Here is a 25,872-nt window from a genome sequence, read left to right as displayed (position 1 = left end):
AAAATCTTTCAGAGAAGCATTAGACGGAAAGCTAGATAGGGTAGGACTCCTATAGGGAGTTTCCATAGATTCTGCTGCCGACGCATTTACTGTTACAGTTCCAGCCAATATTACAGATACTAGAGCAGTGACAATTTGTTTGAGTTTCTTTATTTATTTCTCCTTTTTATCAGGAATAAAATAGTTTCGACAGCACCAGCAGCGATAAGGAAGGGGACTGCTCGTAAAAAATAAAGGTATGAAGGAAAGCTAGACACGTATTCCGGATGCAGGTAGTCAAAAATAAAGCCGCTTACTGTGCGTAAGAGTCCGGTACCCACTAGGAGACCTGCAAGAATGTGGCAAATTCGGCGCATATTGACTCGATTCTCGAACTGCGGAGGAATGAGTCCTATTGTAGTAGGGCTTGTTGGAGAGGCCAAGCTCAGTTCAAGGAACAGAAAAAGTGATATGAACTGATTTTTGTTCCGCATTCCCCTAACTCGATGGGAGATGATGGGATCATGGCAAAGGGCACTTGATGCGCGGGCGAGTTTAAGGTGAAGGCCGTTCGGTTGCGCGGGCCACGTATCGTTCTGTCTGCTGTCCGCCATGGAGGCGTGCTGCCGGGAATGCTTTTGGGCATCGCACATGTGGAACATCATGAAACCACAGGGGGATTGTCTTTTTCCACGCCGGTCGGCGAAGACGTTGAGCGCCGGCAGGGCGGTGGAATGTTCCCGGATTATTCTTGGGTGCCTGTAGGTGCCTTACGGAAAACGAGGCTGATTGGCAGGTTTCCCAAGATCGGAAAACCTTGGAATAGAGCCAAAAATGACCACATGTGATTATCATCAGAGGTGCGCATGATAACTGTAGTCATGGCTCCAAGTGTCTCATGGGCTTGAGACCGGCGTGGATGCCGACGGCACGGATACAGGACGGCGGATTGGTAGACGCGTAGTATTAAGACGGTGTTCGAACGGTCAAGAAAAGAGGAACGAACATGTCGATGAAGGACACGCTGAAGAAAGCCAAGATCGCGGCGATGAAAGCCAAGGACAAGGCCAAGCTCAACCCGATCAACCTGACGTTGGCGGACATCCAGAACCTGGAGATCGCCAACGGTCACGAAGCGACCGACGAGGAAGTGCTCAAGGTCATCCAGAAGGGCGTCAAGACCCGTCGTGAGACCGCCAAACTGTACGAAGACAAGGGACTGGCGGACAAGGCCGCTCCCGAAACCGCCGAGGCCGATTTCCTGGAAACCTTCCTGCCGGCGGCCGCCAGCGACGAGGACTACGCCAAAGCCGTCGCCGACGCCGTGGCAGAAGTGAACCCGGCCGGCCCCAAGGACATGGGTCGCGTCGTCAAAGCCGCTCGTGCCGCGCTTGCCGGCAAAACCATCGATGGCGGCAAGCTGGCCGGTCTGGTCAAGGCCGAGCTCAACAAGTAATCGTCTACGAGCAGCGTCTCTTTCCGCGTACGAAAAGCGGGTCCAAACAACAAACGTTTGGACCCGCTTTTCGTAAGGAACGCGAATGTGCTGGCTCAACGCTCGTGATGGTCGATATGGTCGGACACCACGTCGCCGATGGTCTGCACGATCTGCACGAGAATGACGCACAGGATCACGGCAACGGTCATCACGTCGTACTGGTAACGCTGGTAGCCGTAACGGATGGCGATATCGCCCAGGCCGCCCGCGCCGACGGTACCGGCCATGGCGGAGAAGCCGAACAGGGTGATGAACGTCAGTGCCGCACCGCGCACCAGCGATGGCAGGCTTTCGAACAGCAGCACCTTGAACACGATCTGCAGGTTGCTGGCACCGAAGCTTTGCGCGGCCTCCACCAGACTGCCGTCCACTTCGGCGAGCGACTGTTCCACCACGCGCGCCACGAACGGAGCCGCGGTGATGACCAGCGGCACGATGGCGCCCGGCACGCCGAGCGAGGTGCCGACAATCAGTCGGGTCAGCGGGATGATGGCCACCAGCAGAATGATGAACGGCACGGAACGCACGATGTTCACGATCCAGCCGAGCACGGTGTTGAGCGGTGCGTTCGGACGGATGCCCTTTTTCGCGGACGTGATGAGCAGCACGCCGACCGGCAGGCCGATCACATATGCCAGCAGCGTCGCCACAGCAGTCATGATGATCGTGTCACGCACGCCTTCGACCAGCAGTTCGCCATAATCGGCGATGAATTGCGAAACCACCTGTCCCATCTCACTTCACCTCTTTCTGGGCGGAATCATCGGCCGCCCCATTCTTCGCGCCATCCGCCGTTTCGTGCGTATGCCGATGGTTCGTCACCTTCGCGTCGGCGATCAAAGTCTTCAGAATGTCACTGTGCGGATCGGCGAACAACGCTTCCGTATCGCCCATTTCCACAATGCGGCCTCCGTCTATCATGGCCACACGGTCGCAGATGTTGCGTGCCACGGACAGCGAATGCGTGATGACGACCAGCGTCACATTAAGTTCACGGTTGATGCGACGCAGCAGGTCGAGGATCTGCGCCGTCGTGGTGGAGTCGAGCGCGCTGGTGGCCTCATCGCACAGCATGATGGACGGATTGTTGGCCAACGCCCTTGCGATGGCCACGCGCTGCTGCTGGCCGCCGGACAGCTGGCTGGGGTAGCGGTCGGCCAGATCAGCCAGACCGACCAGATCGAGCAGATACCGCGCACGTTCCTCACGCTTGGCTTTCGGCGTGTGGTTGAGTTCCAGCGGGAAGGTCACGTTGCGCAGCACGGTGCGCTGTTGAAACAGGCTGAAGTTCTGGAAGATCATGCCGATTCCGGCGCGCACGTCCGCCAGCTCCTTGCCTTTCACGCCGGTGATGTCTCGTCCGTCGATGAGCACCTTGCCGGAAGTGGGGCGTTCCAACAGGTTGATGCAACGCACCAATGTCGATTTGCCCGCGCCGGACGAGCCGAGAATGCCGAAGACCTCACCCGAATCGATGGTCAGGTTAATGTCGTGCAGCACCTCATGCGCTTCGGCGCCACTGCCGTAGCTTTTGTGCAGATGGTCGATCTGAATCGTCATAATGTCCTGTTCCTAATCGTGTTCCATAACAAGAATGCCGCAGGGTAGTATACCTGCGGCATTGAACTCCTACTGCCGAAACGGGTCTTAGAAGACCGGAACGACAGCGCCCTTGTAGTTCTTGTTGATGTAGTCACGCACCTCGTCGGACTTCAAAGCCTTCTTGAGCTCCTTGGTCTTGGCGGTGTTCTCATTGCCTTCCTTCACCACGAGGATGTTCTGGTAGGTCTTCGCGGCCAGACCGCCGGCCTTCTCGGTGGCTAGCGTGTCCTTGGTCGGGTCGAAGCCGGCCTGGATGGCGTAGTTGCCGTTCAGGGCCGCGATGTCGACATCCTTGATGACGGTCGGCACGACGGCGGCCTCAAGCTCCTTGAACTTCAGGTTCTTCGGATTGGAGGTGATGTCCTTCGGCGTGGCGTTGATGTCCTTCGGATCCTTCAGCTTGATCAGGCCGGCATCCTGCAGCAGCAGAAGCGCGCGGGCCTCGTTGGTGGCATCATTCGGTACGGCCACGGTGGCGCCGTCCTGAAGATCCTTCAGCTCCTTGGTCTTGCCCGGGTACAGGCCGAACGGCTCGAAATGGATGCCCTCCACGGACACCAGATGCGTGCCCTTCTCCTTGTTGAAGTTGTCGAGGTACGGCTTGTGCTGGAAGTAGTTGGCGTCAACCTCGCCATCCTCGGTGGCGGTGTTCGGCTGCACGTAGTCGGTGAACTCCTTGACGACCAGCTTGTAGCCGTCCTTCTCGACGAGCGGTTTGACCGCCTTGTTCAGAATCTCCGCGTGCGGGGTCGGGGAGGCGGCCACGGTGATGGTCTTGTCGTCCTCCTTGGAGGCGGCACCGTTGGAACCGGAATTGCCGCAGCCTGCCAGGCCGAAGGTCGCGAGCGTGGTGACGGCGAGCAGTGCGCCGAGAATCTTCTTGTTACGCATGGTTGAGTTCCTCTCTCTCAATTTCGCTACACGGCCCGGATGCTTACTGCGGTTGCGGGCCAACGATTGACCAATATAGAGGAACCTGTGACGGCAACACGTCGCGCGCTTATCGGAATTATTTATAAAGGGCGCGAAAACCGCAGGAATATGCGAAAAACAGACTTGTGAATCGTAAATAATCTTGCGGAAACACCGTCATATAATGTCGAAATGCTTAAGCGCGTTGGCTATGCCGGCGTCGTCGACGCTGTCGGTGACGTAATCGGCCGCCGCTTTCGGCTCGTCGGTGGCGTTGCCCATTGCCACGCCGATTCCCGCGAATCGTAGCATGTCCACATCGTTGCCGCCGTCGCCGAATGCGATCGCATTGTCTTTCGTCCAACCGAAATGCTCCAGCATCACCTGCATACCAACCGCCTTGCCTCCATCGGCGGGAATCAGATCGGTGAAAGCGGGATGCCATCTGACGCCGCGCACGTTGCTGCACATGCTGGCGATTTCGGCTTCCATCGTCTCGTCCACATACGGGCTGATTTGGAACGTGGAATGGTTTGCGATGCGTTCGCGCGGATCATGCATGTCGATTTTCGGCGCGGTCTTGCCGAGACTGTTCCACGTGCGTTCCAATGCGGCGTTCGTGCGATTGAAATACCCGTAGTCGCTTTCCGCATAGTTGGCGACCACGTCGGCATGCGTTTCAAGCCAGTCGGTGATCAGCTTCACGTCGGCCTGGTCGATCGGATGCCGGTAGTCGAGACCGTCGCGCGTGGTGCAATACTGGCCGTTAAGTCCCACGATGCCGTCGAACGTGACGGGAATGGTATCAAGCACCACGCCCATGTAGGAGGGTGCGCGGCCCGAACAGATGAACACCTTCACGCCATTGCGCTGCAATGCATGCAACGCGTCGACGGTGGACTGCGGCACCACATGCGTGACGAAACTCGTCAACGTGCCGTCGATGTCGAAAAACGCCGTCTTGATGTCCTGAGCCATGCTGCCTCCATGAAAAACCATGTCAAACCCGGTATCCAGCTTACGAGGATATGTGCGAAAACGTCGTGCACGGCACGGAACACGACCACGAAAATAGGAAAAACGGCCGGATGTGCCTACAATCGTCAACCATGAGCGAACATATCGAAATCACGCCGGAGATCATCGAAATCAGGCACTATCTGCATGCGCACCCCGAACGCAGCTTCAAGGAATACGAGACCAGCGCCTACATTGAGAAGCTGCTGCGCGCACACGACATCGAAGTGCTCAACAATCCGCTCGAAACCGGCGTGGTCGGACTGATCCGCGGCGACCAGCCGGGACCACGCATCGCATTGCGCGCCGACATCGATGGTCTGCCCATCCAGGAAGACACCGGTCTGCCGTTCTCATCCGTCAACGACGGCGTGATGCACGGCTGCGGCCACGACCTGCACATGTCGTACATGCTCGGTGCCGCGTTCTGGCTCGCCAAGCGCCGCAAACACATCAAGGGCTCCATCAAACTGCTGTTCCAGCCCGCCGAGGAACTTGGCCTCGGCGCGAAGGCCATGGTCGACGCGGGACTGCTCGCCGACGTATCAGCCGCCATCGGCGCGCACAACAACCCGAACTACGCGCCCGGACAGATCGCCGTCGGCCCCGAACCGATGATGGCCGGCTGCGTGAAATTCCATGTAACCCTGCACGCCACCGGCACACACGCCGGCTATCCGCACAAGGGCACCGGCCCGATCGAGGCGCTCGCCACGATGGTCCTCGCATTGCAGACCATCGTGAGCCGTAACGTATCGCCGTTCCATCCGCTCGTGCTGTCCATCACCGAAATGCACGGCGGCCACGTGTGGAACGTCGTACCCGACAAGGCGAGCTTCCAAGGCACCGTACGATACTTCCACAAGTCCGACGGTGAACTGGTGGAGAAACGCTTCAAGCAACAGGTCCAGTCCATTGCGGCCGGTTACGGCATCACCGCCGACATCGATTGGGACGACTTCCAGAATCCGCTCGTCTCCGATACGGAACTTTCCAAGATAGTCGCCGACAACGTGCGCGATTACGCCCAGCTCGAACCCATCCACCCGTCGATGGCGGGGGAGGACTTCTGCGATTTCATGCCCGTCACCATGCCTGTGTTCGCCTTCATCGGATCCAACGGCGAGGAAGGCTGCCCGGATTGGCACAGCCCGCACTTCGTCGGTCTTGACGAATCGCTGCAAGCCGGCGTGGAATTCTACGCCAACGCGGCGCTGACGGTGCTCAACGAACTGTCGTGACGCCACGTGCGGAACGCCGTAATCGCAATTTTCATAATCGTAAAAACACAACATATCCAACAAATCAACGGTAGGTTAGGCAGCTATGACAGACATTCGCTTCGCACTCGCCCAAATCGACACCTGCGTCGGAGACCTTGATTCCAACGCCGACAAGGTCATGCGATACGCGCATCTCGCCGCTCAGCAGGGCGCGCAAGTCGTCGTGTTCCCGGAAATGACATTGACCGGATACCCCATCGAAGACCTCGCACTGCGTGCCACCTTCCGCAAAGCCGCATGGGACAAAGCCAACTGGCTTGCCACCGAACTGGCATCCGACAGTCTCGGCGAACTATATGTGGTGGTCGGCACTGTAGGCACCGACCGTGAAACCTCCAAACCGCGCAACCGACTCGTCGTCCTGCACGACGGCGTGGTCTGGGCCGGCTACGACAAGCATTTCCTGCCCAATTACGGCGTGTTCGACGAATTCCGCATCTTCAGCCCCGGCAACAAATCCATGGTGCTCGACGTGAACGGCGCGCGCATCGGCGTGGCCATCTGCGAGGACATCTGGCAGGACGGCGGCCCTGTGGCCGAACTCGCCAAGGAGAACATCGACCTGCTGCTGACCATGAACGGTTCGCCATACGAGGAAGGCAAAACCGACACCCGTCTCGACCTCGCGGTGCGCCGCGCGGCCGAAGTGAACGCCCCGATGATCTACCTGAACCAAGTGGGCGGCCAGGACGACCTCGTCTTCGACGGCGGCAGCTTCGTCGTGGACACCGACGGCACCCTGCTTGAGTGCTCGCCGATGTTCATGGAGGATCTGAGCTTCTTCGACTTGGACACGTCCGCGGAGCATCAGAAGGTCGGTACGATCGCAGCCAAACCCGATCCGGACGAGGAAGTGTACACCGCCTGCGTGCTGGGTCTGAAGGATTACATGGCCAAGAACCATTTCAAGGGCGTGTGCCTGGGACTGTCCGGCGGCATCGATTCCGCGCTCGTGGCTGCCATGGCGGCCGACGCGGTGGGCGGCGAGAACGTGTACGGCATCTCCATGCCGAGCATGTATTCGTCCGACGGATCCAAGGACGATGCAGCTGATCTGGCGCGCAATATCGGCGCGCATTATGACATTCAGCCCATCGAGCCGCTGTTCGTCTCCTTCCAAAACCAGCTGGAACTGGAAGGCGTCGCCGCCGAGAACCTGCAGGCGCGCATCCGCGGCGTCATCGTCATGGCCTACTCGAACTCCAAAGGACTGCTGGCCGTGGCCACTGGCAACAAGTCCGAACTGGCATGCGGCTATTCCACAATCTACGGCGATGCGGTCGGCGGCTATGCGCCGATCAAGGACCTGCTCAAGACCCGCGTGTGGGAGATCTCCCGCTGGCGCAACAAGGCTGCCGCCGCCGGCATGGGCATCGGCGGTCTGCATGTCGTCGGCAACGAGCAGGGGAGCGCGGGCACTCCGCTGCCGGATGGTGTGATGATCCCCGTCAACTCGATCGAGAAGGCGCCGTCCGCCGAATTGCGCCCAGGGCAGAAGGATTCCGATTCGCTGCCGGAATACGCGCTGCTCGATCAAGTATTGGCGATGTACATCGAGCATGCTCATGGCCGCGCCGACCTGCTGGCCGACGGCTTCGACGAGGCGACCGTCGACACGGTCATGCGATTGGTCGACCGCGCCGAATGGAAGCGTCGCCAGTATCCGCTGGGACCGAAGGTGACGGCGCTGGCGTTTGGACGTGATCGCCGTCTGCCGGTCACCAACGCATTCCGCGAATAATCGGCGATCGCAAGCAGAACATCGAGAGCCGAAGGAAGCCGATATGGAAAAGCAGTGGTATTTCAACACCGTCACCGAGCAGCCGGAATTGGGCATGATTTCCCCGGCAAGCCACCGCATGGGGCCGTACAGAACCCGTGAGGACGCGCTCGACGCGTGGAAGATCGTGCAGGAACGCAATCTCAAATGGGAGGAACAGGACCGCGAATGGAAACGCTGGTCAGCGGACGGCTCGGCATCTTCCGAAAAGTGAATTCCATATGAAAACCACGCCCGATTGTGATTTATGTCACTAATTTCGGGCGTGGTTTTCAGGCTTTTCGCAGATGATTGCCGTTACAATCGTGAAGTAGCGACGGCGTAACGATGCGTCGCCAACCGACACCCAGTAAGGAGTGGAAATGGCAGCAGTTGATGCAACGGCGGTCTCCCAGGAGGAACTTGAGGCTAAGGCTTGGGAAGGCTTCACCGAGGGCAACTGGCAGAAGGACATTGATGTCCGCGACTTCATCCAGAAGAACTACACGCCATATGAGGGCGACGAGTCCTTCCTGGCTGACGCCACCGACAAGACCAAGCACCTGTGGAAGTATCTGGACGACAACTATCTGTCCGTGGAGCGCAAGCAGCGCGTCTACGACGTGGACACCCACACCCCGGCGGGCATCGACGCCTTCCCGGCCGGCTACATCGATTCCCCGGAAGTCGACAATGTGATTGTCGGTCTGCAGACCGATGTGCCGTGCAAGCGCGCCATGATGCCGAACGGCGGCTGGCGTATGGTCGAGCAGGCCATCAAGGAAGCCGGCAAGGAGCCCGATCCGGAGATCAAGAAGATCTTCACCAAGTACCGCAAGACCCACAACGACGGCGTCTTCGGCGTCTACACCAAGCAGATCAAGGTAGCTCGCCACAACAAGATCCTCACCGGCCTGCCGGATGCCTACGGCCGCGGCCGCATCATCGGCGATTACCGTCGTGTGGCCCTGTACGGCGTGAACACGCTGATCAAGTTCAAGCAGCGCGACAAGGACTCCATCCCGTACCGCAACGACTTCACCGAGCCGGAGATCGAGCACTGGATCCGCTTCCGTGAGGAGCATGACGAGCAGATCAAGGCCCTGAAGCAGCTGATCAACCTCGGCAACGAGTACGGCCTCGACCTGTCCCGCCCGGCACAGACCGCACAGGAAGCCGTGCAGTGGACCTACATGGGCTACCTCGCCTCCGTCAAGAGCCAGGACGGCGCCGCCATGTCCTTCGGCCGTGTCTCCACCTTCTTCGACGTCTACTTCGAGCGCGACCTGAAGGCCGGCAAGATTACCGAGACCGACGCACAGGAGATCATCGATAACCTGGTCATGAAGCTGCGCATCGTGCGCTTCCTGCGTACCAAGGATTACGACGCGATCTTCTCCGGCGATCCGTACTGGGCGACTTGGTCCGACGCCGGCTTCGGCGACGACGGCCGTACCATGGTCACCAAGACCTCGTTCCGTCTGCTCAACACCCTGACCCTCGAGCACCTCGGACCTGGCCCGGAGCCGAACATCACCATCTTCTGGGATCCGAAGCTGCCGGAAGCCTACAAGCGCTTCTGCGCCAGAATCTCCATCGACACCTCGGCCATCCAGTACGAGTCCGATAAGGAAATCCGCTCCCACTGGGGCGACGACGCCGCCATCGCATGCTGCGTCTCCCCGATGCGCGTGGGCAAGCAGATGCAGTTCTTCGCCGCTCGTGTGAACTCCGCCAAGGCCCTGCTGTACGCCATCAACGGCGGACGCGACGAGATGACCGGCATGCAGGTCATCGACAAGGGCGTCATCGACCCGATCAAGCCGGAAGCCGATGGCACGCTGGATTACGAGAAGGTCAAGGCCAACTACGAGAAGGCCCTCGAATGGCTGTCCGAGACCTATGTGATGGCTCTGAACATCATCCATTACATGCACGATAAGTACGCTTACGAGTCCATCGAGATGGCTCTGCACGACAAGGAAGTGTACCGCACCCTCGGCTGCGGCATGTCCGGCCTGTCGATCGCGGCCGACTCCCTGTCCGCCTGCAAGTACGCCAAGGTCTACCCGATCTACAACAAGGACGCCAAGACCACGCCGGGCCACGAGAACGAGTACGTCGAAGGTGCCGATGACGATCTGATCGTCGGCTACCGCACCGAAGGCGACTTCCCGCTGTACGGCAACGATGATGACCGTGCCGACGACATCGCCAAGTGGGTCGTCTCCACCGTCATGGGCCAGGTCAAGCGTCTGCCGGTGTACCGCGACGCCGTCCCGACCCAGTCCATCCTGACCATCACCTCCAATGTGGAATACGGCAAGGCCACCGGTGCCTTCCCGTCCGGCCACAAGAAGGGCACCCCGTACGCTCCGGGCGCCAACCCGGAGAACGGTATGGACTCCCACGGCATGCTGCCGTCCATGTTCTCCGTCGGCAAGATCGACTACAACGACGCTCTTGACGGCATCTCGCTGACCAACACCATCACCCCTGATGGTCTGGGCCGCGACGAGGAAGAGCGTATCGGCAACCTCGTTGGCATCCTGGACGCCGGCAACGGCCACGGCCTGTACCACGCCAACATCAACGTGCTGCGCAAGGAGCAGCTCGAGGATGCCGTCGAGCATCCGGAGAAGTACCCGCACCTGACCGTGCGCGTCTCCGGCTACGCGGTGAACTTCGTCAAGCTCACCAAGGAACAGCAGCTCGACGTGATTTCCCGTACGTTCCACCAGGGCGCTGTCGTCGACTGAACGGCACAATCAGCCAAATGAAAGCCGCCGCATGAAACGACGGTAATGCGAAGGGACGGAGCTCGTGGCTTCGTCCCTTTCGCTTTTCCCATATCGTTTTCCCATATGATTGGGATGGCAGATGAAAGGGGACATTGATGTCTGAACATATTTTCCGTTCCACGACCAGACACATGCTGAGGGATTCCAAGGACTACGTCAACCAGACGCTGATGGGAGGCCTGTCCGGATTCGAATCGCCAATCGGCTTGGACCGTCTCGACCGCATCAAGGCGTTGAAAAGCGGCGATATCGGTTTCGTGCACTCGTGGGACATCAACACTTCCGTGGATGGTCCTGGCACCAGAATGACCGTGTTCATGAGCGGATGCCCTCTGCGCTGCCAGTACTGCCAGAATCCGGATACTTGGAAGATGCGCGACGGCAAGCCCGTCTACTACGAAGCCATGGTCAAGAAAATCGAGCGGTATGCCGATTTATTCAAGGCCACCGGCGGCGGCATCACTTTCTCCGGCGGCGAATCCATGATGCAGCCGGCTTTCGTGTCCCGCGTGTTCCATGCCGCCAAGCAGATGGGAGTGCATACCTGCCTCGACACGTCCGGATTCCTCGGGGCGAGCTACACCGATGACATGGTGGATGACATCGACCTGTGCCTGCTTGACGTCAAATCCGGCGATGAGGAGACCTACCATAAGGTGACCGGCGGCATCCTGCAGCCGACCATCGACTTCGGACAGCGTCTGGCCAAGGCAGGCAAGAAGATCTGGGTGCGTTTCGTGCTCGTGCCGGGCCTCACATCCTCCGAAGAAAACGTCGAGAACGTGGCGAAGATCTGCGAGACCTTCGGCGACGCGTTGGAACATATCGACGTATTGCCCTTCCACCAGCTTGGCCGTCCGAAGTGGCACATGCTGAACATCCCATACCCGTTGGAGGACCAGAAAGGCCCGTCCGCGGCAATGAAACAACGTGTGGTCGAGCAGTTCCAGTCGCACGGCTTCACCGTGTACTAAACGCCCGTCCTCTCAATGGCTTCCCCATATTCGCTGGATATGCGGAACGTCTCATATTGGTCCATGCCACCGACTGAATCGATGGCATGGACCAATTTATTCATACGCTGAAAAATCTTCACATTCGACGCGTGGCAAAGTGGTTCGAAATACTACGAAATGACCTTCTCTGTCGTAGCCTTGAACTATGGCAGACATCTTTGATTTTCCACGAGATGCGCGCAACGTGGCGCGCGCCGATGGCAAGGGAGCGGATACGGGCGGCGAAGCCCCACAGACCATGCTTATGCGACCGCAGGGCGTTCCCGACCAAGTCTGGAACGCGGTGCTTTCCGTGGACCGTATGCGGCGTTTGAAAGGCATGACATACCGTGAGATTCCGGTGCCCAATTCCATGGCGAACTTCGGCATCGGCGTCGCGTTGGAATGCGATGAAACATACGCATCCGGCTGGATCATGATCCTGTATTCGCTCAAATTCCGAGAGGACTGGCATTCCCACTGGCGTTGCGTGGCTTTCGCATCCCTGCCACTGCCCGACAAGGAGGACGACTGCCTGACTCCGGGCATGTACTGGGACATGATGATGGAACGTCTCAATCCAAACGATTCCGAACATGTATCCGGCACCGTCACAGTCACCCAAAACACAGCATTCGGCCATGACCCCGACGTGCCCAGGGTGGGCTGCGAGATCCGGGTGTCTTGGACTCCACTAGACTATGCCGATGGAGGCCTTGACGCCGGCTCCCAAGTCGGACAGTGGGCGTCGTTCCTCCGGTCCATGACGCAATCCGAGGAGGAAAACCCCGTTGACTGACGAGCCGAAGCTGCTGGCGGAACCGCGCGAAGGCGTGCCCAACGTGATCGACACGTTGCCGGCATTCCGTGACTATTGCAGTGAGCTGGCTTCCTCACATGGCTCCCTTGCCGCGGACGCGGAACGCGCATCCGGCTTCCGGTATGGGCATGAGGACTGGCTGGTGCAGTTCAAACGCGACGGAGCCGGCATCGGCCTGCTCGATCCGCAGGCGCTCGCCGCGGCCGGGGCGGATTGGAACGATTTCAACCGTGCCGTCGGAGATGCGGTATGGATTCTGCATGATTCCCTGCAGGATCTTCCGGGATTCGCCGAACTCGGCATGGAACCGCAACGGCTGTTCGACACGGAAATCGCCGCGCGTCTGCTGGGATTGAAACGATTCGGACTCGCCGCTGTCACCGAGCATTTTCTTGGACTGACCCTTGCCAAAGAACATTCTGCGGCTGACTGGTCGTATCGTCCGTTGCCCCGCGACTGGCGAAATTACGCGGCGTTGGACGTCGAACTGCTCATCGAGCTTGAAACGAAGATGCGCGCCGAACTCAAACGCCAAGGCAAGATGGAATGGGCTCAGGAAGAGTTCGATTACGCGCTCAAAGAAGGTCTGGGACCACGCAAGGAGCATCTGATTCCCTGGATGCATGTCTCGCACATCACTGAAGTCATGCGTGACCGGCAGGCGCTGGCCATCGTCCGCGCGCTATGGACCCGACGCGACGAACTCGCGCGCGAATACGACATCGCGCCGACCCTGCTATTGTCCGACAGCTCCATCATCGAAGTGGCGAAACGCAAACCACACAACGCTGCGCAATTCCGTTCGATTCGCTCCATCAACGAACGTGTGCGCATCCATACCGATTCCGAACAGGACAAGATGTTCGAACGGTACGCGCCGATTCAACGCAAAATCAAACCGAGCATGTGGAAGAACATCATCCAGGACGCGCTCGCCCTGCCGCCAAGCGAATGGCCGGACGTGGACGGCGGCGCCGCGCGGCGTCATGAATCGCAGTCAGCCTCGGCTCCCAAATCGATTCGCGTGTGGAAGGAACGGTATCCGGAACGTCTGCAAGTGCTCAACAGGGTGCGCAAGGCGGTCTCCCAGATAGCGGAGGACACGCGCACGCCTGTGGAAATCGTCATCAAACCGCAGTATTTGCGTAACCTGTGCTGGACGGACGAACCTCGTAAGCGTGACGTCGCGCGATTCCTCAGCGAACAGGGCGCACGCGACTGGCAGGTCTCCCTAGTTGCAGAGTCCGTAAGTCGCGCTATTATATAGAGGTTGCCTAACGGCAGAAATATGAAGAACCGTATTTTTCAGGAGCGCAAGCGTGAAAATCAGCGTCAGGAATCTTGAGCCGACCAAGGTGAAGCTCACCGTCACCGTCGACCCGGAGGAGTTCAACCCGTATCTCGACGAGGCTCGCAAGGAAATCGCAAAGCAGGTCAACGTGCCTGGCTTCCGTAAGGGCCACGTGCCCGGCAAGATCATCGACCAGCGTATCGGCTTCGGTGCCGTCGCCGGCGAAGCTGTGAACAACGGCGTGCCGGAGCTGTATTCCAAGGCTCTTGAAACCAAGAAGATCCACCCGATGGCCCAGCCGGAGATCGACGTTCAGGACGTGCCGGAATCCGCCAAGGATGAGACCAAGCTGAAGTTCGTCGCCACCGTTGAGCGTCGCCCGGACATCGAACTGCCGGCTCTTGACGGCATGGAGATCGAGGTCGCCAAGGCCGAGGTCACCGATGAGGACATCAACAACCGTCTGGAAGCCCTGCGCCAGCGTTTCGGCACCCTCGTGAGCGTCGACCGTCCGGCCGCCAAGGGTGACTACGCCAACATCGACCTCAACGCCGAAATCGACGGCGAAACCGTCGACTCCCAGGAGGGCGTGAGTTACGAGCTCGGCTCCGCCACCATGCTCGACGGCCTGGATGAGGCCCTCGAAGGCCTGTCCGCCGGTGAGGAAACCAGCTTCGAAGGCACCCTCGAGGCCGGCAAGCACGAAGGCGAGAAGGCCCTGATCAAGGTCAAGGTCAACTCCGTCAAGGCCGAGGAACTGCCGGAACTCGATGACGACTTCGCTTCCGAAGCCTCCGAGTTCGACACCCTCGACGAGCTGAAGGAAGACCTGAAGAAGGTCGCCGCTCAGGACGCCGAAGGCCGTCAGGCCACCGCCGCTCGTGACGCGTTCATCGCCAAGCTCGAGGATGGCCTCGAGATTCCGGTGCCGAAGGGCGTCAAGGCCGAAATGGTCGAGCAGCAGCTCAAGAACGTGACCGCGGATCCGTCCAAGGCCACCAAGGAGCAGAAGGCCGAAGCCGAAGAAACCGTGGAGAAGGAACTGCGCGACCAGATGGTGCTCGACGTGCTCGCCGAGACCATGGACGTCAAGGTCTCCCAGGGTGAGGTCTTCAACTTCCTCGCCTCCATCGCCCAGCAGTACGGCATGGACCCGAACGCCTTCATCCAGGCCATCATCCGCAACGGCCAGATCGGTTCCGCCGTGCAGGAAGTCGGCCGCTCCAAGGGCCTGCTCTCCGGCATGCGCGCCGTGACCTTCAAGTCCGAGGGCGAGACCCTGGACCTGAGCGCCTTCCTCGGCGAAGCCGCTGAAGACGAAGAGTCCGAGAGCGTTGAAGCCGCTTCCGCAGCCGCCGCTGTGGCCGACGAGCTCGCCGCCGACAAGGATGCCGAGTGAATCGCTGCCGCCGATAGGCTAAAGCGCTGACAAACGCGTAAAGAAGGCTGGAATCCTTTGATGATTCCAGCCTTCTTCGTTTTTCTCTCAAATACTGGAGGTTCGACTCTCCTCAATGATGCAACCAATATTATGAATCAGGCGTCGGCGACATGTTCCGCCGACGATAGAGGGGAGAATCAAATGAAGGACGCTACGCGGGAGAACCCTGCGAAGACCACGCATACCGATTTGAAACGCAAGATGGAGGTACGCCACCTCCGCATGATTCCACTGGGAGGCGTGATAGGTACGGGACTGTTCCTCAGCTCCGGCTACACCATCACAACCAGGCGGGCCCATTGGGCACGGTCATCGCCTACGCTATCGGCGCGGTGATTGTGTATCTGGTCATGCTCAGCCTCGGCGAGCTTTCCGTCGCCATGCCGGAAACCGGCTCATTCCATGTGTATGCGACCAAATTCATCGGTCCTGGAACAGGCTTCACCGTCGCAATCCTGTATTGGCTGACCTGGACGGTCGCATTGGGGTCCGAATTCACCGCTGCCGGACTTATCTGCGCAAATGGTTCCCCGGCACGCCGGTATGGATTTGGAGTGCCCTGTTCATCGTGGTGATCTTCACCTCGAACGCGCTTTCCGTGCGCTTCTTCGCGGAAACCGAATTCTGGTTCTCTTTCATCAAAGTGGCGGCCATCGTGCTGTTCATCCTCATAGGCGGTTGCGCGGTGTTCGGCGTGCTGCCGATTCAAGGGTATGACCATGCGCCGCTATTCGAGAACTTCGTGAAGGACGGATTGTTCCCCAACGGGTGGATGCCGGTGTTCACCACCATGCTGACGGTGAACTTCGCCTTCTCCGGCACCGAGCTGATCGGCGTAACGGCCGGCGAGACCAAAGATCCTGACAAAGCCATCCCGAAGGCGAGCCACACCACCCTGTTCCGTCTCGTCATCTTCTTCATCGGTTCCATCGTGGTCATGGCTTCGCTGATTCCTTGGCAGGACGCCGGTGTGGACGAAAGCCCCTTCGTGCTGGTGTTCAACTCCATTGGTCTGCCTTTCGCCGGCGACGTGATGAACTTCGTTGTGCTCACCGCGATTCTTTCGGCTGCGAACTCCGGGTTGTACGCCTCCACACGCATGCTGTGGTCCTTGGCGAACGAAGACATGATCCCACACAACATCGCCAAAACCAATAGCAGGGGAGTGCCGATGACCGCGCTTTGCCTGAGCATGATCGGCGGTCTGCTGGCATTGCTGTCCAGCGTCGTGGCCGCTTCCACGGTTTATCTGGTATTGGTGTCCGTGTCCGGTTTGGCCGTCGTGATCGTGTGCTTCCAGCAATTCGGGCCATCCGACAGGTTACGGACAAGCCGATCATCGTGTATCCGAACAACGGTGACATCTACGATCCGAAAACCAAAACCTGGTCGCCTAATCCCACCGGTTCCGAACCGGCCTTCGCCCATCTGGTACCGCAATGGATCGACGCGGGAGCCCGACTCATTGGAGGATGCTGCCGAACGACTCCAGACGATATCCGAACCATAGCGCATGCCGCTTCGGCGAACGTCTGACGAGCAGCAGAGATAGCTAACCGGACCTTAACCGGACCTATATACTGGCAGGTGTGATGAATTCTCAAGGATATGCGGTAGTCGACTTCGAAACCACGGGTTTAAGTCCCGCAAAAGGCGACCGGGCCATCGAAATCGGCCTGGTGCATGTGGCTCCGGACGGTACGCTCGAAGACGAGCATGAGACGCTGATTCATGTCGATCGCAGTGTCGGCGCCTCATGGGTGCATCACATTACCGCACGCGAACTGCTGCATGCTCCCGATTTCGAAGGTATCGCGCATGAGCTGCGCGACCTGCTCGCCGGACGCGTGTTCGTGGCACACAACGTGTCGTTCGATTCACGGTTCCTACTTGCGGAATACTCGCGTATGGGAGCTTCCATTCCGGTCGATCAAAGCACCATGCTGTGCACGATGAAACTGTCGCGTTCCCTGATCGGACGGGGCAAGCTCGCCGACTGCTGCGAGTATTTCGGCATTGCCAACGAGGATGCGCATAGCGCGTTAAGCGACGCTCACGCCACCGCCATACTGCTCGGACGACTGTTGGAAGCCGACCCGAAATGGCCCGGCTTCCAACGTCGGCTGGACGCGGCCGGTGCCGCTGCGGAACAATGGCCCACATTCGCAACCCTGCCGAAGAAGGAATGGCTGCCGCGCGGCACGCATCTTGCGTAGTGACGACGGGCACTGAAACGCTGATTGGCGGCTATGAGAACAGGAATTTGATTTCGGCGAAGAACTCACGGACCATATTGTTGACCAGCATGTCCTTCGGGGAACTTGCCGCGATGCCCTGCGCCTGCTTCAGACCATTGGCATGTGCGATCTGCAAGGCACGGAACATGTGGAAATCATTGGTGACGATACCGACCGAAGCGTTCTCCTGCCGCATGAGCTTCTTGCTGTTGACGATGTTCTCCATAGTGGATTCCGACTTGGACTCCTGGATGATGCGGTTTTCCGCAATCCCATGCTTCTGCAGATAATCGGCCATGCCCTGCGCTTCGGAGAACGGCTCGTTATGGCCCTGACCGCCGGAAACGATGCAGATGGTATCCGGATTCTCCTCCAGATAATCGATGGTTCTGTCCAGCCGATAGCGCAACGCTTTGCTGGGGCCTGACTCGCGCACCTGCGCGCCCAGCACAATCACATAATCAAGATCCGGTTCGCCCTGAGCGTTCATATTGCCGATGATGCAACCCTCTATTGTGCAAAACGCGACAATGCCGATGGCCGCCACAGCGATGATGGCGCCCCTGATGATCCGGGGAAGCGCCGCCCACCAGTGACATGCGATGCCAATCGCCAGCAATGCGAAAACAACGGCGAGAACCAGCCAGACCTTCCAAAATCCCGTGCCCGAATGCGTCCTCAACACGGCGAACGCGTAGGCCGCCGACAGCAACGCCAGCGTAACACACACCACAATCGCCAGCCGTCGCAGCATCATCTTCATCGCAAGCCTCGTGTCGTCATCGTCCTACATCACTTCATACCGTGTATCAGCGTAATGAAATCGTTCCCGCAGAGTGCCGTACCGTGCCCGAATGCGAACGATTCTTTCGCATTTGCCCTGAGCGCATCTTCGATAGGGGCGAGGTATAGGATGGTTGCATGACTTGTGAAACACCTACCATCCGTCCGTTGCGTCGCACCGATTTTCCCGCTTTGGAAGAGCTGATACGGCTCGCATGGTACGACGATGGTAACGATTCACACAACACGCATGACGAGGTCGGACAGACGTCAGGCCCAGACAAGCATCGCGCCGAACTACGCAAGGCGACCCGTCTGCGCAACATGCATCGACTTGCCGCAATCGACATGCAGGATTGCCTGGCCCGCACCACCAAAGCATACGTGGCCGAACTTAATGGGCAGGTGCTCGGCGTGATTCTCGGATCGCTGCGTTCGGATATCACCGGTCGGCAGCGGACACGCCATATGCTGCGCCGACATTGCCTCACGTTGCCGTTGCTGGCAAGCCACGAGGGACGTCACGGTCTGCTTGCGCAGCTGGCCATTCTGCAGGCCGACGAGGCGTTGAAACATGACGCGGGCAAGGAATACGAGGCCGAAGTGGTGCTGTTCGTCGTTTCCCCGGCCGCACGAGGCATGGGAGTGGGGCGCAGACTGTTCAACCATATGCTTGGCGTATTCCATGACGCCGGCCTGCGCGAATACTTCCTGTTCACCGACAGCACATGCGATGTCGGCTTCTACGACCATCGCGGACTAATCCGCAAAGCCGAACGTGATGACCGGAACGATGGTTCCTCGCGGCCGAATCCGACAGACAGCTCGTCCAGCGGGTTGACGGTCGGCACGACAAGCCTTTTGGCGGATGACGAGCCCATGTCTTACTTCCTGTACGAAGGACGTTGCTGAAGTCATTCCCCACTGAAACAGTGCTTGCTCAAGCAAGAAGCCACGCATTTTGGATTGGATGCTCGGCTTCTTGGCTTTCCCACATGGCATCATGCATGCCAGCGAGCGGCGAATTTCCTATGCGTTGAGGAGCGAAAACGGCCGGAACTCGGAGCATGGAACATTTTCGGCAACAATAGGCCGTATAATGGCGCGCGTCGTTCCTGCCCGGGCCGCGCAGGTCGAGGAACGGCCCACGGCGACCGCCGCGATCTCCAACTCACGGTGCGCGGCGTCAACCAAGGCAAGGATTCATCATGGCAGAGCCATCCTCTGAAACGATTACCCAAAAACCACGCATCCCGATGCTGAAGCATGCTCCGCAAACAACGGAGGAAACACGCAGATCCCTGAAATGGCGTGTCGTCGACATCGCCGTCGGAGCGGCCGTCGGCGTAATGTCCGGCGTGATGTTCTGGGTGTTCGATGGCATGTCCTATGGCTTGTTTCCTTTACTGACTCTGATACTTCCAGGCTCCGCGGCACTGCTGCACGCATTGTTCTATTTCCCCGCCACACTGGGCTTGCTGATCGTACGCAAACTGGGCGCGTCGGCCTACGTGCTGTTAGTCGCCTCGTTCGTGGAAGTGGTGCTCGGCACGAAATACAGTGTGAGTCTGGTAGTGATCGCGTTCGTGCAGGCGCTCGCCGCCGAAACGGTGTTCGCGGTGTTCCGCTACCGCCGTTGGACGCTTGGCGTCACATTGCTGTCATCCGTGGCGATCGGCATCGTATACAACTTCTACCTGTTGTTCTTCTACTACCAGGCGTTTTCGTTCTTCAGCCCGCGCGGCCTTATCGGCACGGCATGCGAGCTGCTGAGCGCGGCCGTATTCGCCGGGTTCGGCTCGTGGATCCTCTACCGAGCCTTGGCCAAGTCGGGAGTCCTCACCCGCTTTGTCTCCGGACGATGACGCATGCTCGGGGGAATTTACTTTGATTGGTCGGCGTGCCGGAATGTGAACCAGGCGAGGATCTGTTGCTCGCTGACTGGCTTGAAATCCCATGCGTCGAGCCCCACGTTCACGCTGAGCGGATCGGTGCCGTCTGGAATGCCTTGATGCGTGTGACCATAGAGCAGCCAACCTTCGGTGGTCGGTGCCACATCGGCGAACTTGTTCCAGTTTTCCGGCCAGTTGCCGTGTTCTTCGGTCAATGCCGAGAGTCTGGGAAAGTGGCTCATGCCTATGGTCTGCCGTGTGGTTGCGGCCGTCGGCTTGCCGGTTCCGTCGAGAACGGGAAGCTCCATGTCGATCTCACGGTAGTCGTCGATGGTCTCGAACACGTTCTCGTATAGCGCGTCATTGGAGCGGAGACGGAAGTTGCGGTCGTGGTTGCCGATGATCAGGTGCAGATGGCGGCAGTTGATGCGGCGTAGACAGTCGAGCGTGTGCTCGACGGTGCAACGGTAGGAGAGATCGCCGAGAATCCATAGCTCGTCATCACGCCCGACGGTCTCGTTGATGTTGCCGATGATGGTGTTCTCATGGCGTGTGATGTCGCAGATTGCTTTGAACGACGTCTGATTGTCGCGCACATATTGTTTGATCCATGCGTGCGCGGCGGCGCGACCCTGCGCCTGCCAGACATCACGGTATTCGGCGCGGAGCCTGCCATTGTTCAGGAATCCGCGCAGTGCGGTGACCAGAGGGTGGCCGAAATGCGTGTCCGAAGTGAAATAGCGCATGTGATTCCTTACGGTATGCGGTTGCTGGATGTTTTTATCAATGATAGAGCGCAACATCACGCGAATGACCCTCCCCAAAAAACGCTTGTTGGCTTGTTTGTGGCACTGTTTGGCGATTATGGCGAGTATGAGCGTTGGAATTCCAACGCTCATACTTCGGGTTTTGGCGTTCGGCTGCCACGAATAAAGCAACTAGCGAAAATAGGCCGGCTTGATTTGTCCGGTAGATAGTAGTGAATAATTACAGGACGCTGCAGGATTAGGGCTTACCAGGAGGCGTAATGGTTCGGGCGGTGATCTACACGGATTTTGACGGTGTGCTGAACGCGTTCCCCGATGACAAGGCGCTTCGGCGGGGAGGGGTCGGCCATACGCAATGGCTGAAGGAAGGCGACCCACGTAAGGAACTGTACGATTCCGCGCGTGCGTTTCCGCTGACCGGTAACGAGCAGGTGCGTACAGGGCGCGGGCGGTTCCGCGTGCACTGGTCACGCGAGCTTGCCGGCATGATGCATGAACTGGCCCTTTCCGGCAGTGCCGAATTGAACTGGCTGACCACATGGCAGCCGTATTGCTCAAGGGTGCTTGACCCCATGCTTGGCTGGGATCCCGGGGTTGAACGGACTGTTATCTGGTATGATCCGGTCACCAATGAGAGAAGGTTGACGGGCAAGCTTGCGGAGATTATGTCGCGCGTTCGGTTCGAACGACGGCAGGAGGAGCCGTTGCCGATTGTCTGGATTGATGACGAGGAGTGTTATTCCACGTCGAAAACGCAGATCGAGTCGCTGGAGCCTGCGGCACCGGTGCTCATGGTGAGGCCGGACGAGCGTATTGGCATAAGCCGGCGCCAGTGGCGGCTGATCTGTGACTTTCTTGATGATTCGAGTGGTTTCCCGTCTGTCAGTCTGGATGAGGAGGGCACGGTTCGCGATCATGCGGCACACGTGGGGCTGTGAGGGGATGGCGAACGCCTCCCGTGGCGAATCTTGGGATTGAGTCTCCTCGGCTTTGGCTGTACCACTTTCTGTACATATGTTGTCGGATTGAAGAGGAGATTGCCATGGTCACGGCGGTTGCGTACACCAATTTCCGTAAGGCTCCGGAATCATATCTGTGCCGCGTTGAACCGAGAACTCATGGGGATGTTATCTGTATTGGCAGACCTGGGACAGGAGGATACCCGGACACATCAGCGCGTTGATGCTCGATACGATATGTTTCCCGTTCGCGGGTATGGTCAAGTCTGAGCCGCTCAAATGGGAATCGCAGAGCGTGTGGAGCCGGTGCATTGATTCCGTGAACCGGCTGGTGTATATGGTCGAGGATGGATCCCACTCAAGAAACTGCGCCGCGAGGAGTGTCTGAGTATTTGAAAGACATCAGAGTGGGTTGTGGCCGTCTTACTTGGACTGGAAACGAATAACAGCCGTGTAGCGTATTCCGTGTTTATCGGTTTCATGGTCAACGATGATGGAAGAAGAAGGCCTATGATGACGAACATGGAAGATAGAACGCAGGGAGAAACGATGCAGCCACCTCAGAAGAAGACGTTGCTACAGAGATGGAAGGACTCGATAGGTGGATGGCCGTTGCTCTGCAAAATCGTCGCATGGGTCGTTCTCGCTATCCTTGCGTTCGCAGCCGTCATGTGCTGTCTGTGGCATCTGACATCGGAGCCAGGGAAATGCGTGGCGAGCATCGCTGCAACTTCCCTGACGATCGTCGGCGGCGTGGGCGCGGTGGCCTATTTGGTGATCAAGTACCAGGAACGGCAACAAGCCGGACGGGATGAGGAGCGCGCGAAACGAGAGGAGGACCGAGAGAAGGGCCGCCTCGTCAACACGAAGATGCAGGACGCTGTCGATCAATTGGGTTCTGACAGGGCCTCCACGCGCATCGCAGGTGTCTACGCGCTGACGGACGTCGCGGACACCTATGGTGGCGGATACCGTCAGCGCGTGGTGGACATCCTGTGCGGCTACCTGCGTTCCGACCGCGAGACGTATCCCCTCGGAGCGGACGGCAAGCCGGCGACGGACCAGCCCAGGTCCGGAGACTCGGACAAGGCCGTGGAATCCACCATCATTGCCGTCATGCGAAACCATCTTCTCAAAGAACGAAAAGCCGACAATGGAGAGATTCGCGTGCGGCAAATCGTGCGTGATGACCAGCTGTGGTGCGACTGCGCGTTCGACCTCCATGGGGTCACATTCCACGAGTACGTGGACCTCATGGACATCACTTTCGTACGTGGTTTAAACTTCAATAGATCCAAATTCGAGGACCACATTAATTTCAAAAGAGCGACATTCGAAGGCTATGTGGTCTTCATCGGCACAATCTTCAAAGGCGATGCAAACTTCAGTAGAGCAACCTTTAAGGGTGAAGTACACTTCAATGAAGCGATTTTCAAAGGTGAAGCGCGCTTCAACGAAGCGATATTTAAAAGAGACGCATACTTCAGTAAATCGACATTTAAAGGTCTCACAGACTTCAGCGGGACAACCTTCGAATACGCTACGGACTTCAGAAGGATGGTCTTCGAAGGTCTAGCGAGCTTCAGCGGTGCGATATTCAAAGGTAACGCAGATTTCTGCAGGACGACATTCAAAGGGAACACAGAACTTATTGACGCGACATTCAAAGGTTGCGTAGGCTTCATCGAAGCGACTTTCAAAGGTAGCACGTACTTCAGTGGGGTAGCCTTTAAGCGTGATGTGAACTTCAACAGAGCTGGATTCTGCAGCAAGACGACATTCTCAGAAATCCAAGGTCGGCCTACGTTTGGGAAATGCAAGTTCAATAGGCAATTACGCGATTTCATACTTGAGAACGGCACCGAAGCCTACGACTTCGGGCTGATTCCGATTCCGGAAGACAACGACGGGCTGCCAGAGGGCGCAGTGTGGGTGGATTTTCCGGAGAAAGACGACAAGGATGACGGCGCGACGCCAATAGATCGATAGGTCGTGGCGCCCCTTCCATTTTCTTTACGGAGCGTCGCAAGCGTCTTGCCCTTACGGGCCTTTCGTCCGTCCTTATTCCGAATGGTGCCGGTTGAAAGATTGTGCTTCTTTTCGTACGTGCCGACAGTGCAGTCGCTCTTGCCTTACGAACTTTGCTGAAACTTGATATGTCTCCTTTGGCTTCAATTCATTCCGTTATTCTGATTATTGAGTTTGCGCATCATCTATATTGCCTGTTACCTGAGCAGCGGAGATTGCATATCATAAGAGGTTCCGCGAGATGTACCGAAACGGTTCCGCACTAGGGTTGATACGCCGATACTTCCAGACCTAGGAATATTCTGAAATATTCTTGTGTCTTAGCAAAGGGAGGAATATGCATGGCGGGCTCGTACGGTGCGGAAGCGACGCAGGGGGAGCGGTACCGGCTTTCCTTCACTGTCGGCGGACTTCTTGCCTCGCAGGGCCGGGCGCTTGCGGAAATGTATCTGAATCATCTGAATCATGCAGGCGGCGGCGACGCTGAGTGTTCTTCCCAAACCGAGGTGGGCAAGTCCATTGCCGCGATTCGCCAACAGGCCGTCGAGGAAAACGTTCTTGCGATTCGCACGGATTCCGCAAACAGGCGCGTTGTGGCGGAGACTACTAGGCGGCTCAGTGCGCTCACGGTTGGGGAGCTTGCATATTTGGCAGGTCCTGATTCCTCCATATCCGACCGCGAGGCACTTATGTGGATCGCGATGTGCCGTTATTATGCAATCGTCGGGGAATTCGCTGGTGAAGTGCTCAAAAAACATTATCTTGTAGGGAACCTGCATCTTGATTTCGAGGATTATGCTCGCTTCATTGCGAACAAGGCTACATGGCATCCTGAGCTGGAAACCATAAGCGAGGGAACGGCGAAGAAACTCCGGTCCAATCTGTTCAAGGCCATGGTTGAGGCCCATCTGTTCGATAAAAATTCCGACACGGTGGTTTCCTTCCTACCCAGTCCCTCTTTGGCGGATATCCTTATGAAGAGACCAGATTCGTTCGGGTTTTTCCCGATGCGTGAATCATCCTTGTGAGTACGAATGGGGGATAGCATGACCGATTTCATCGCAGGCGTTGAAGCTGCCGATGAGCGCCGTGACATTGATGCTGATTTCGCTCATTTGCGCGAGATCATGGAGTCCCGTTCGTTCAGAACCAATAGTGGATTGGCCGGTGAGCAGCCTTATTACATTTATGACTATCCGCCTAGGCAGGAGCTTGAGGTCGCCGAACATATCAGGCAATTGGTGAGTCAGCTGCAGACGATGACGCCGAAATATGATGGCGATTATGCTCCGCAGGTGCTCACGCTGGATTTATTCGATGTTGTTCTGGAGATTCTTGGTAATCGTGGCATTCTGGATCGTGTGCTTAATAGGGAGGCAAAACGCCACAGAAAAGTCTCGTCGGATGCGCATACGGATAAGTTTTTAGGACTGCTCGATAACGTGTTGGGCGCGGATACGGCTCAGTTGCCTGATACCATTCGTGATCATTACAAGCAGGCCAAGAGCGAGGGCGGAGCCAATATCGTATTCATTACGGGAATCGGCAAGGTCTACCCGTATATTCGTGCGCATACACTGCTTAACGCGTTGCAAGGGCGCATCGATGATCGCCCATTGGTGCTGTTCTATCCGGGTACGTTTACGAGAAGCGCTTCCGCGGGGTCGGTCATGTCGCTATTCGGCTGTTTGCCTGGGGATAATTATTATCGTGCGCAAAATCTGCGTGAGATGAGTGTGCGACTGGAGGAATGACAGGAATGACGGCCTAAGGGTTGTTTTGCCGATTCAGGTGGAATGCGAGTAACG

General features: G+C 57.9%; 23 protein-coding genes and 2 pseudogenes. 19 read left to right on the top strand and 6 right to left on the bottom strand.

Features of this window, described 5'->3' with window-relative positions; translation table 11 throughout:
• Positions 1 to 985 precede the first annotated feature (985 nt).
• Complete coding sequence (locus Q5H33_RS01935; RefSeq protein WP_003810434.1) at positions 986 to 1,435, top strand: GatB/YqeY domain-containing protein; 450 nt, start codon at positions 986 to 988, stop codon at positions 1,433 to 1,435.
• Between the two features lie 95 nt (positions 1,436 to 1,530).
• Here the strand turns inward: Q5H33_RS01935 and Q5H33_RS01930 are convergent, their stop codons facing one another.
• The 4 genes from Q5H33_RS01930 to Q5H33_RS01915 form a co-directional block, all read right to left on the bottom strand.
• The gene (locus tag Q5H33_RS01930; protein WP_003810432.1) at positions 1,531 to 2,211 is read right to left on the bottom strand and encodes a methionine ABC transporter permease; all 681 of its coding nucleotides are present in this window, start codon (positions 2,209 to 2,211) and stop codon (positions 1,531 to 1,533) included.
• A gap of 1 nt (position 2,212) precedes the next feature.
• Positions 2,213 to 3,037 (bottom strand): methionine ABC transporter ATP-binding protein, encoded by an 825-nt coding sequence (locus Q5H33_RS01925; protein ID WP_003810431.1) that lies wholly within the window; start codon positions 3,035 to 3,037, stop codon positions 2,213 to 2,215.
• 87 nt (positions 3,038 to 3,124) lie between these two features.
• Positions 3,125 to 3,970, bottom strand: a complete 846-nt coding sequence (locus Q5H33_RS01920) for a MetQ/NlpA family ABC transporter substrate-binding protein (protein ID WP_033499675.1) — start codon at positions 3,968 to 3,970, stop codon at positions 3,125 to 3,127.
• Positions 3,971 to 4,168: 198 nt separating this feature from the next.
• Positions 4,169 to 4,969, bottom strand: a complete 801-nt coding sequence (locus Q5H33_RS01915) for a Cof-type HAD-IIB family hydrolase (RefSeq protein ID WP_276349938.1) — start codon at positions 4,967 to 4,969, stop codon at positions 4,169 to 4,171.
• 131 nt (positions 4,970 to 5,100) lie between these two features.
• Here Q5H33_RS01915 and Q5H33_RS01910 point away from each other — a divergent pair, with 131 nt between their 5' ends.
• The 11 genes and pseudogenes from Q5H33_RS01910 (at position 5,101) to Q5H33_RS01865 (ending at position 17,614) form a co-directional block, all read left to right on the top strand.
• A complete protein-coding gene (locus Q5H33_RS01910; protein ID WP_035010785.1) occupies positions 5,101 to 6,249 on the top strand; it encodes a M20 family metallopeptidase in 1,149 nt (382 codons plus the stop codon).
• Between the two features lie 85 nt (positions 6,250 to 6,334).
• Complete coding sequence (locus Q5H33_RS01905; protein ID WP_038444599.1) at positions 6,335 to 8,032, top strand: NAD+ synthase; 1,698 nt, start codon at positions 6,335 to 6,337, stop codon at positions 8,030 to 8,032.
• A 43-nt stretch (positions 8,033 to 8,075) separates the two neighbouring features.
• Positions 8,076 to 8,285, top strand: a complete 210-nt coding sequence (locus Q5H33_RS01900; RefSeq protein WP_003810421.1) for a hypothetical protein — start codon at positions 8,076 to 8,078, stop codon at positions 8,283 to 8,285.
• 148 nt (positions 8,286 to 8,433) lie between these two features.
• Positions 8,434 to 10,809, top strand: a complete 2,376-nt coding sequence (pflB, locus tag Q5H33_RS01895) for a formate C-acetyltransferase (RefSeq protein WP_033499672.1) — start codon at positions 8,434 to 8,436, stop codon at positions 10,807 to 10,809.
• 137 nt (positions 10,810 to 10,946) lie between these two features.
• Positions 10,947 to 11,825 carry a pyruvate formate-lyase-activating protein gene (gene pflA / locus Q5H33_RS01890; RefSeq protein WP_011743355.1) on the top strand — a complete coding sequence of 293 codons (879 nt, stop codon included), beginning with the start codon at positions 10,947 to 10,949 and terminating at the stop codon, positions 11,823 to 11,825.
• Between the two features lie 187 nt (positions 11,826 to 12,012).
• Positions 12,013 to 12,645 (top strand): DUF3000 family protein, encoded by a 633-nt coding sequence (locus Q5H33_RS01885; protein ID WP_368043733.1) that lies wholly within the window; start codon positions 12,013 to 12,015, stop codon positions 12,643 to 12,645.
• Positions 12,638 to 13,933 carry an HRDC domain-containing protein gene (locus Q5H33_RS01880; protein ID WP_038444597.1) on the top strand — a complete coding sequence of 432 codons (1,296 nt, stop codon included), beginning with the start codon at positions 12,638 to 12,640 and terminating at the stop codon, positions 13,931 to 13,933. Before Q5H33_RS01885 ends, Q5H33_RS01880 begins: the two co-directional genes overlap by 8 nt.
• Before the next feature lie 52 nt (positions 13,934 to 13,985).
• Positions 13,986 to 15,356 (top strand): trigger factor, encoded by a 1,371-nt coding sequence (gene tig, locus Q5H33_RS01875; protein WP_038444595.1) that lies wholly within the window; start codon positions 13,986 to 13,988, stop codon positions 15,354 to 15,356.
• A 222-nt stretch (positions 15,357 to 15,578) separates the two neighbouring features.
• Positions 15,579 to 16,689 (top strand): annotated as a pseudogene (locus tag Q5H33_RS01870) (amino acid permease); the annotation flags it as partial.
• Positions 16,689 to 16,934, top strand: a complete 246-nt coding sequence (locus tag Q5H33_RS08410) for a homocysteine S-methyltransferase family protein (RefSeq protein WP_011743350.1) — start codon at positions 16,689 to 16,691, stop codon at positions 16,932 to 16,934. The pseudogene Q5H33_RS01870 and the gene Q5H33_RS08410, both read left to right, overlap by 1 nt.
• 56 nt (positions 16,935 to 16,990) lie before the next feature.
• Complete coding sequence (locus tag Q5H33_RS01865) at positions 16,991 to 17,614, top strand: 3'-5' exonuclease (protein ID WP_011743349.1); 624 nt, start codon at positions 16,991 to 16,993, stop codon at positions 17,612 to 17,614.
• Positions 17,615 to 17,645: 31 nt separating this feature from the next.
• On the opposite strand, the gene Q5H33_RS01860 is transcribed toward Q5H33_RS01865, so the two are convergent.
• Positions 17,646 to 18,398: a YdcF family protein gene (locus tag Q5H33_RS01860; RefSeq protein ID WP_021912927.1), complete on the bottom strand. Its 753-nt coding sequence runs from the start codon at positions 18,396 to 18,398 to the stop codon at positions 17,646 to 17,648.
• Between the two features lie 158 nt (positions 18,399 to 18,556).
• Here Q5H33_RS01860 and Q5H33_RS01855 point away from each other — a divergent pair, with 158 nt between their 5' ends.
• Together Q5H33_RS01855 and Q5H33_RS01850 are read left to right on the top strand one after the other, a co-directional pair.
• A complete protein-coding gene (locus Q5H33_RS01855; RefSeq protein ID WP_011743347.1) occupies positions 18,557 to 19,330 on the top strand; it encodes a GNAT family N-acetyltransferase in 774 nt (257 codons plus the stop codon).
• A 296-nt stretch (positions 19,331 to 19,626) separates the two neighbouring features.
• Entirely contained in the window at positions 19,627 to 20,283 is a 657-nt protein-coding gene (locus tag Q5H33_RS01850; protein ID WP_302422699.1) for an ECF transporter S component, read from the top strand.
• 17 nt (positions 20,284 to 20,300) lie between these two features.
• Here the strand turns inward: Q5H33_RS01850 and Q5H33_RS01845 are convergent, their stop codons facing one another.
• Positions 20,301 to 21,056: a metallophosphoesterase gene (locus Q5H33_RS01845; protein WP_302422698.1), complete on the bottom strand. Its 756-nt coding sequence runs from the start codon at positions 21,054 to 21,056 to the stop codon at positions 20,301 to 20,303.
• Positions 21,057 to 21,337: 281 nt separating this feature from the next.
• On the opposite strand from Q5H33_RS01845, the gene Q5H33_RS01840 reads away from it, so the two are divergent.
• The 5 genes and pseudogenes from Q5H33_RS01840 to Q5H33_RS01825 all read left to right on the top strand — a co-directional run bounded on the left by Q5H33_RS01840 (position 21,338) and on the right by Q5H33_RS01825 (position 25,818).
• Positions 21,338 to 22,015, top strand: coding sequence for a hypothetical protein (locus Q5H33_RS01840; protein WP_085380388.1), 678 nt, complete (start codon positions 21,338 to 21,340; stop codon positions 22,013 to 22,015).
• A gap of 181 nt (positions 22,016 to 22,196) precedes the next feature.
• A pseudogene (locus Q5H33_RS08405) lies at positions 22,197 to 22,424 on the top strand (type II toxin-antitoxin system YoeB family toxin); the annotation flags it as partial.
• A 323-nt stretch (positions 22,425 to 22,747) separates the two neighbouring features.
• Entirely contained in the window at positions 22,748 to 24,025 is a 1,278-nt protein-coding gene (locus tag Q5H33_RS01835) for a pentapeptide repeat-containing protein (protein WP_287054253.1), read from the top strand.
• A 380-nt stretch (positions 24,026 to 24,405) separates the two neighbouring features.
• Positions 24,406 to 25,092, top strand: coding sequence for a DUF1819 family protein (locus tag Q5H33_RS01830; RefSeq protein ID WP_046999388.1), 687 nt, complete (start codon positions 24,406 to 24,408; stop codon positions 25,090 to 25,092).
• Between the two features lie 18 nt (positions 25,093 to 25,110).
• Entirely contained in the window at positions 25,111 to 25,818 is a 708-nt protein-coding gene (locus tag Q5H33_RS01825) for a DUF1788 domain-containing protein (protein WP_046999387.1), read from the top strand.
• Positions 25,819 to 25,872 lie beyond the last annotated feature (54 nt).

The organism is uncultured Bifidobacterium sp. (assembly GCF_959020145.1).
GTDB lineage: Bacteria > Actinomycetota > Actinomycetes > Actinomycetales > Bifidobacteriaceae > Bifidobacterium.
The sequence above is the reverse complement of the archived record's forward strand: the minus strand, read 5'-3'. Positions and strand labels throughout refer to the sequence as shown.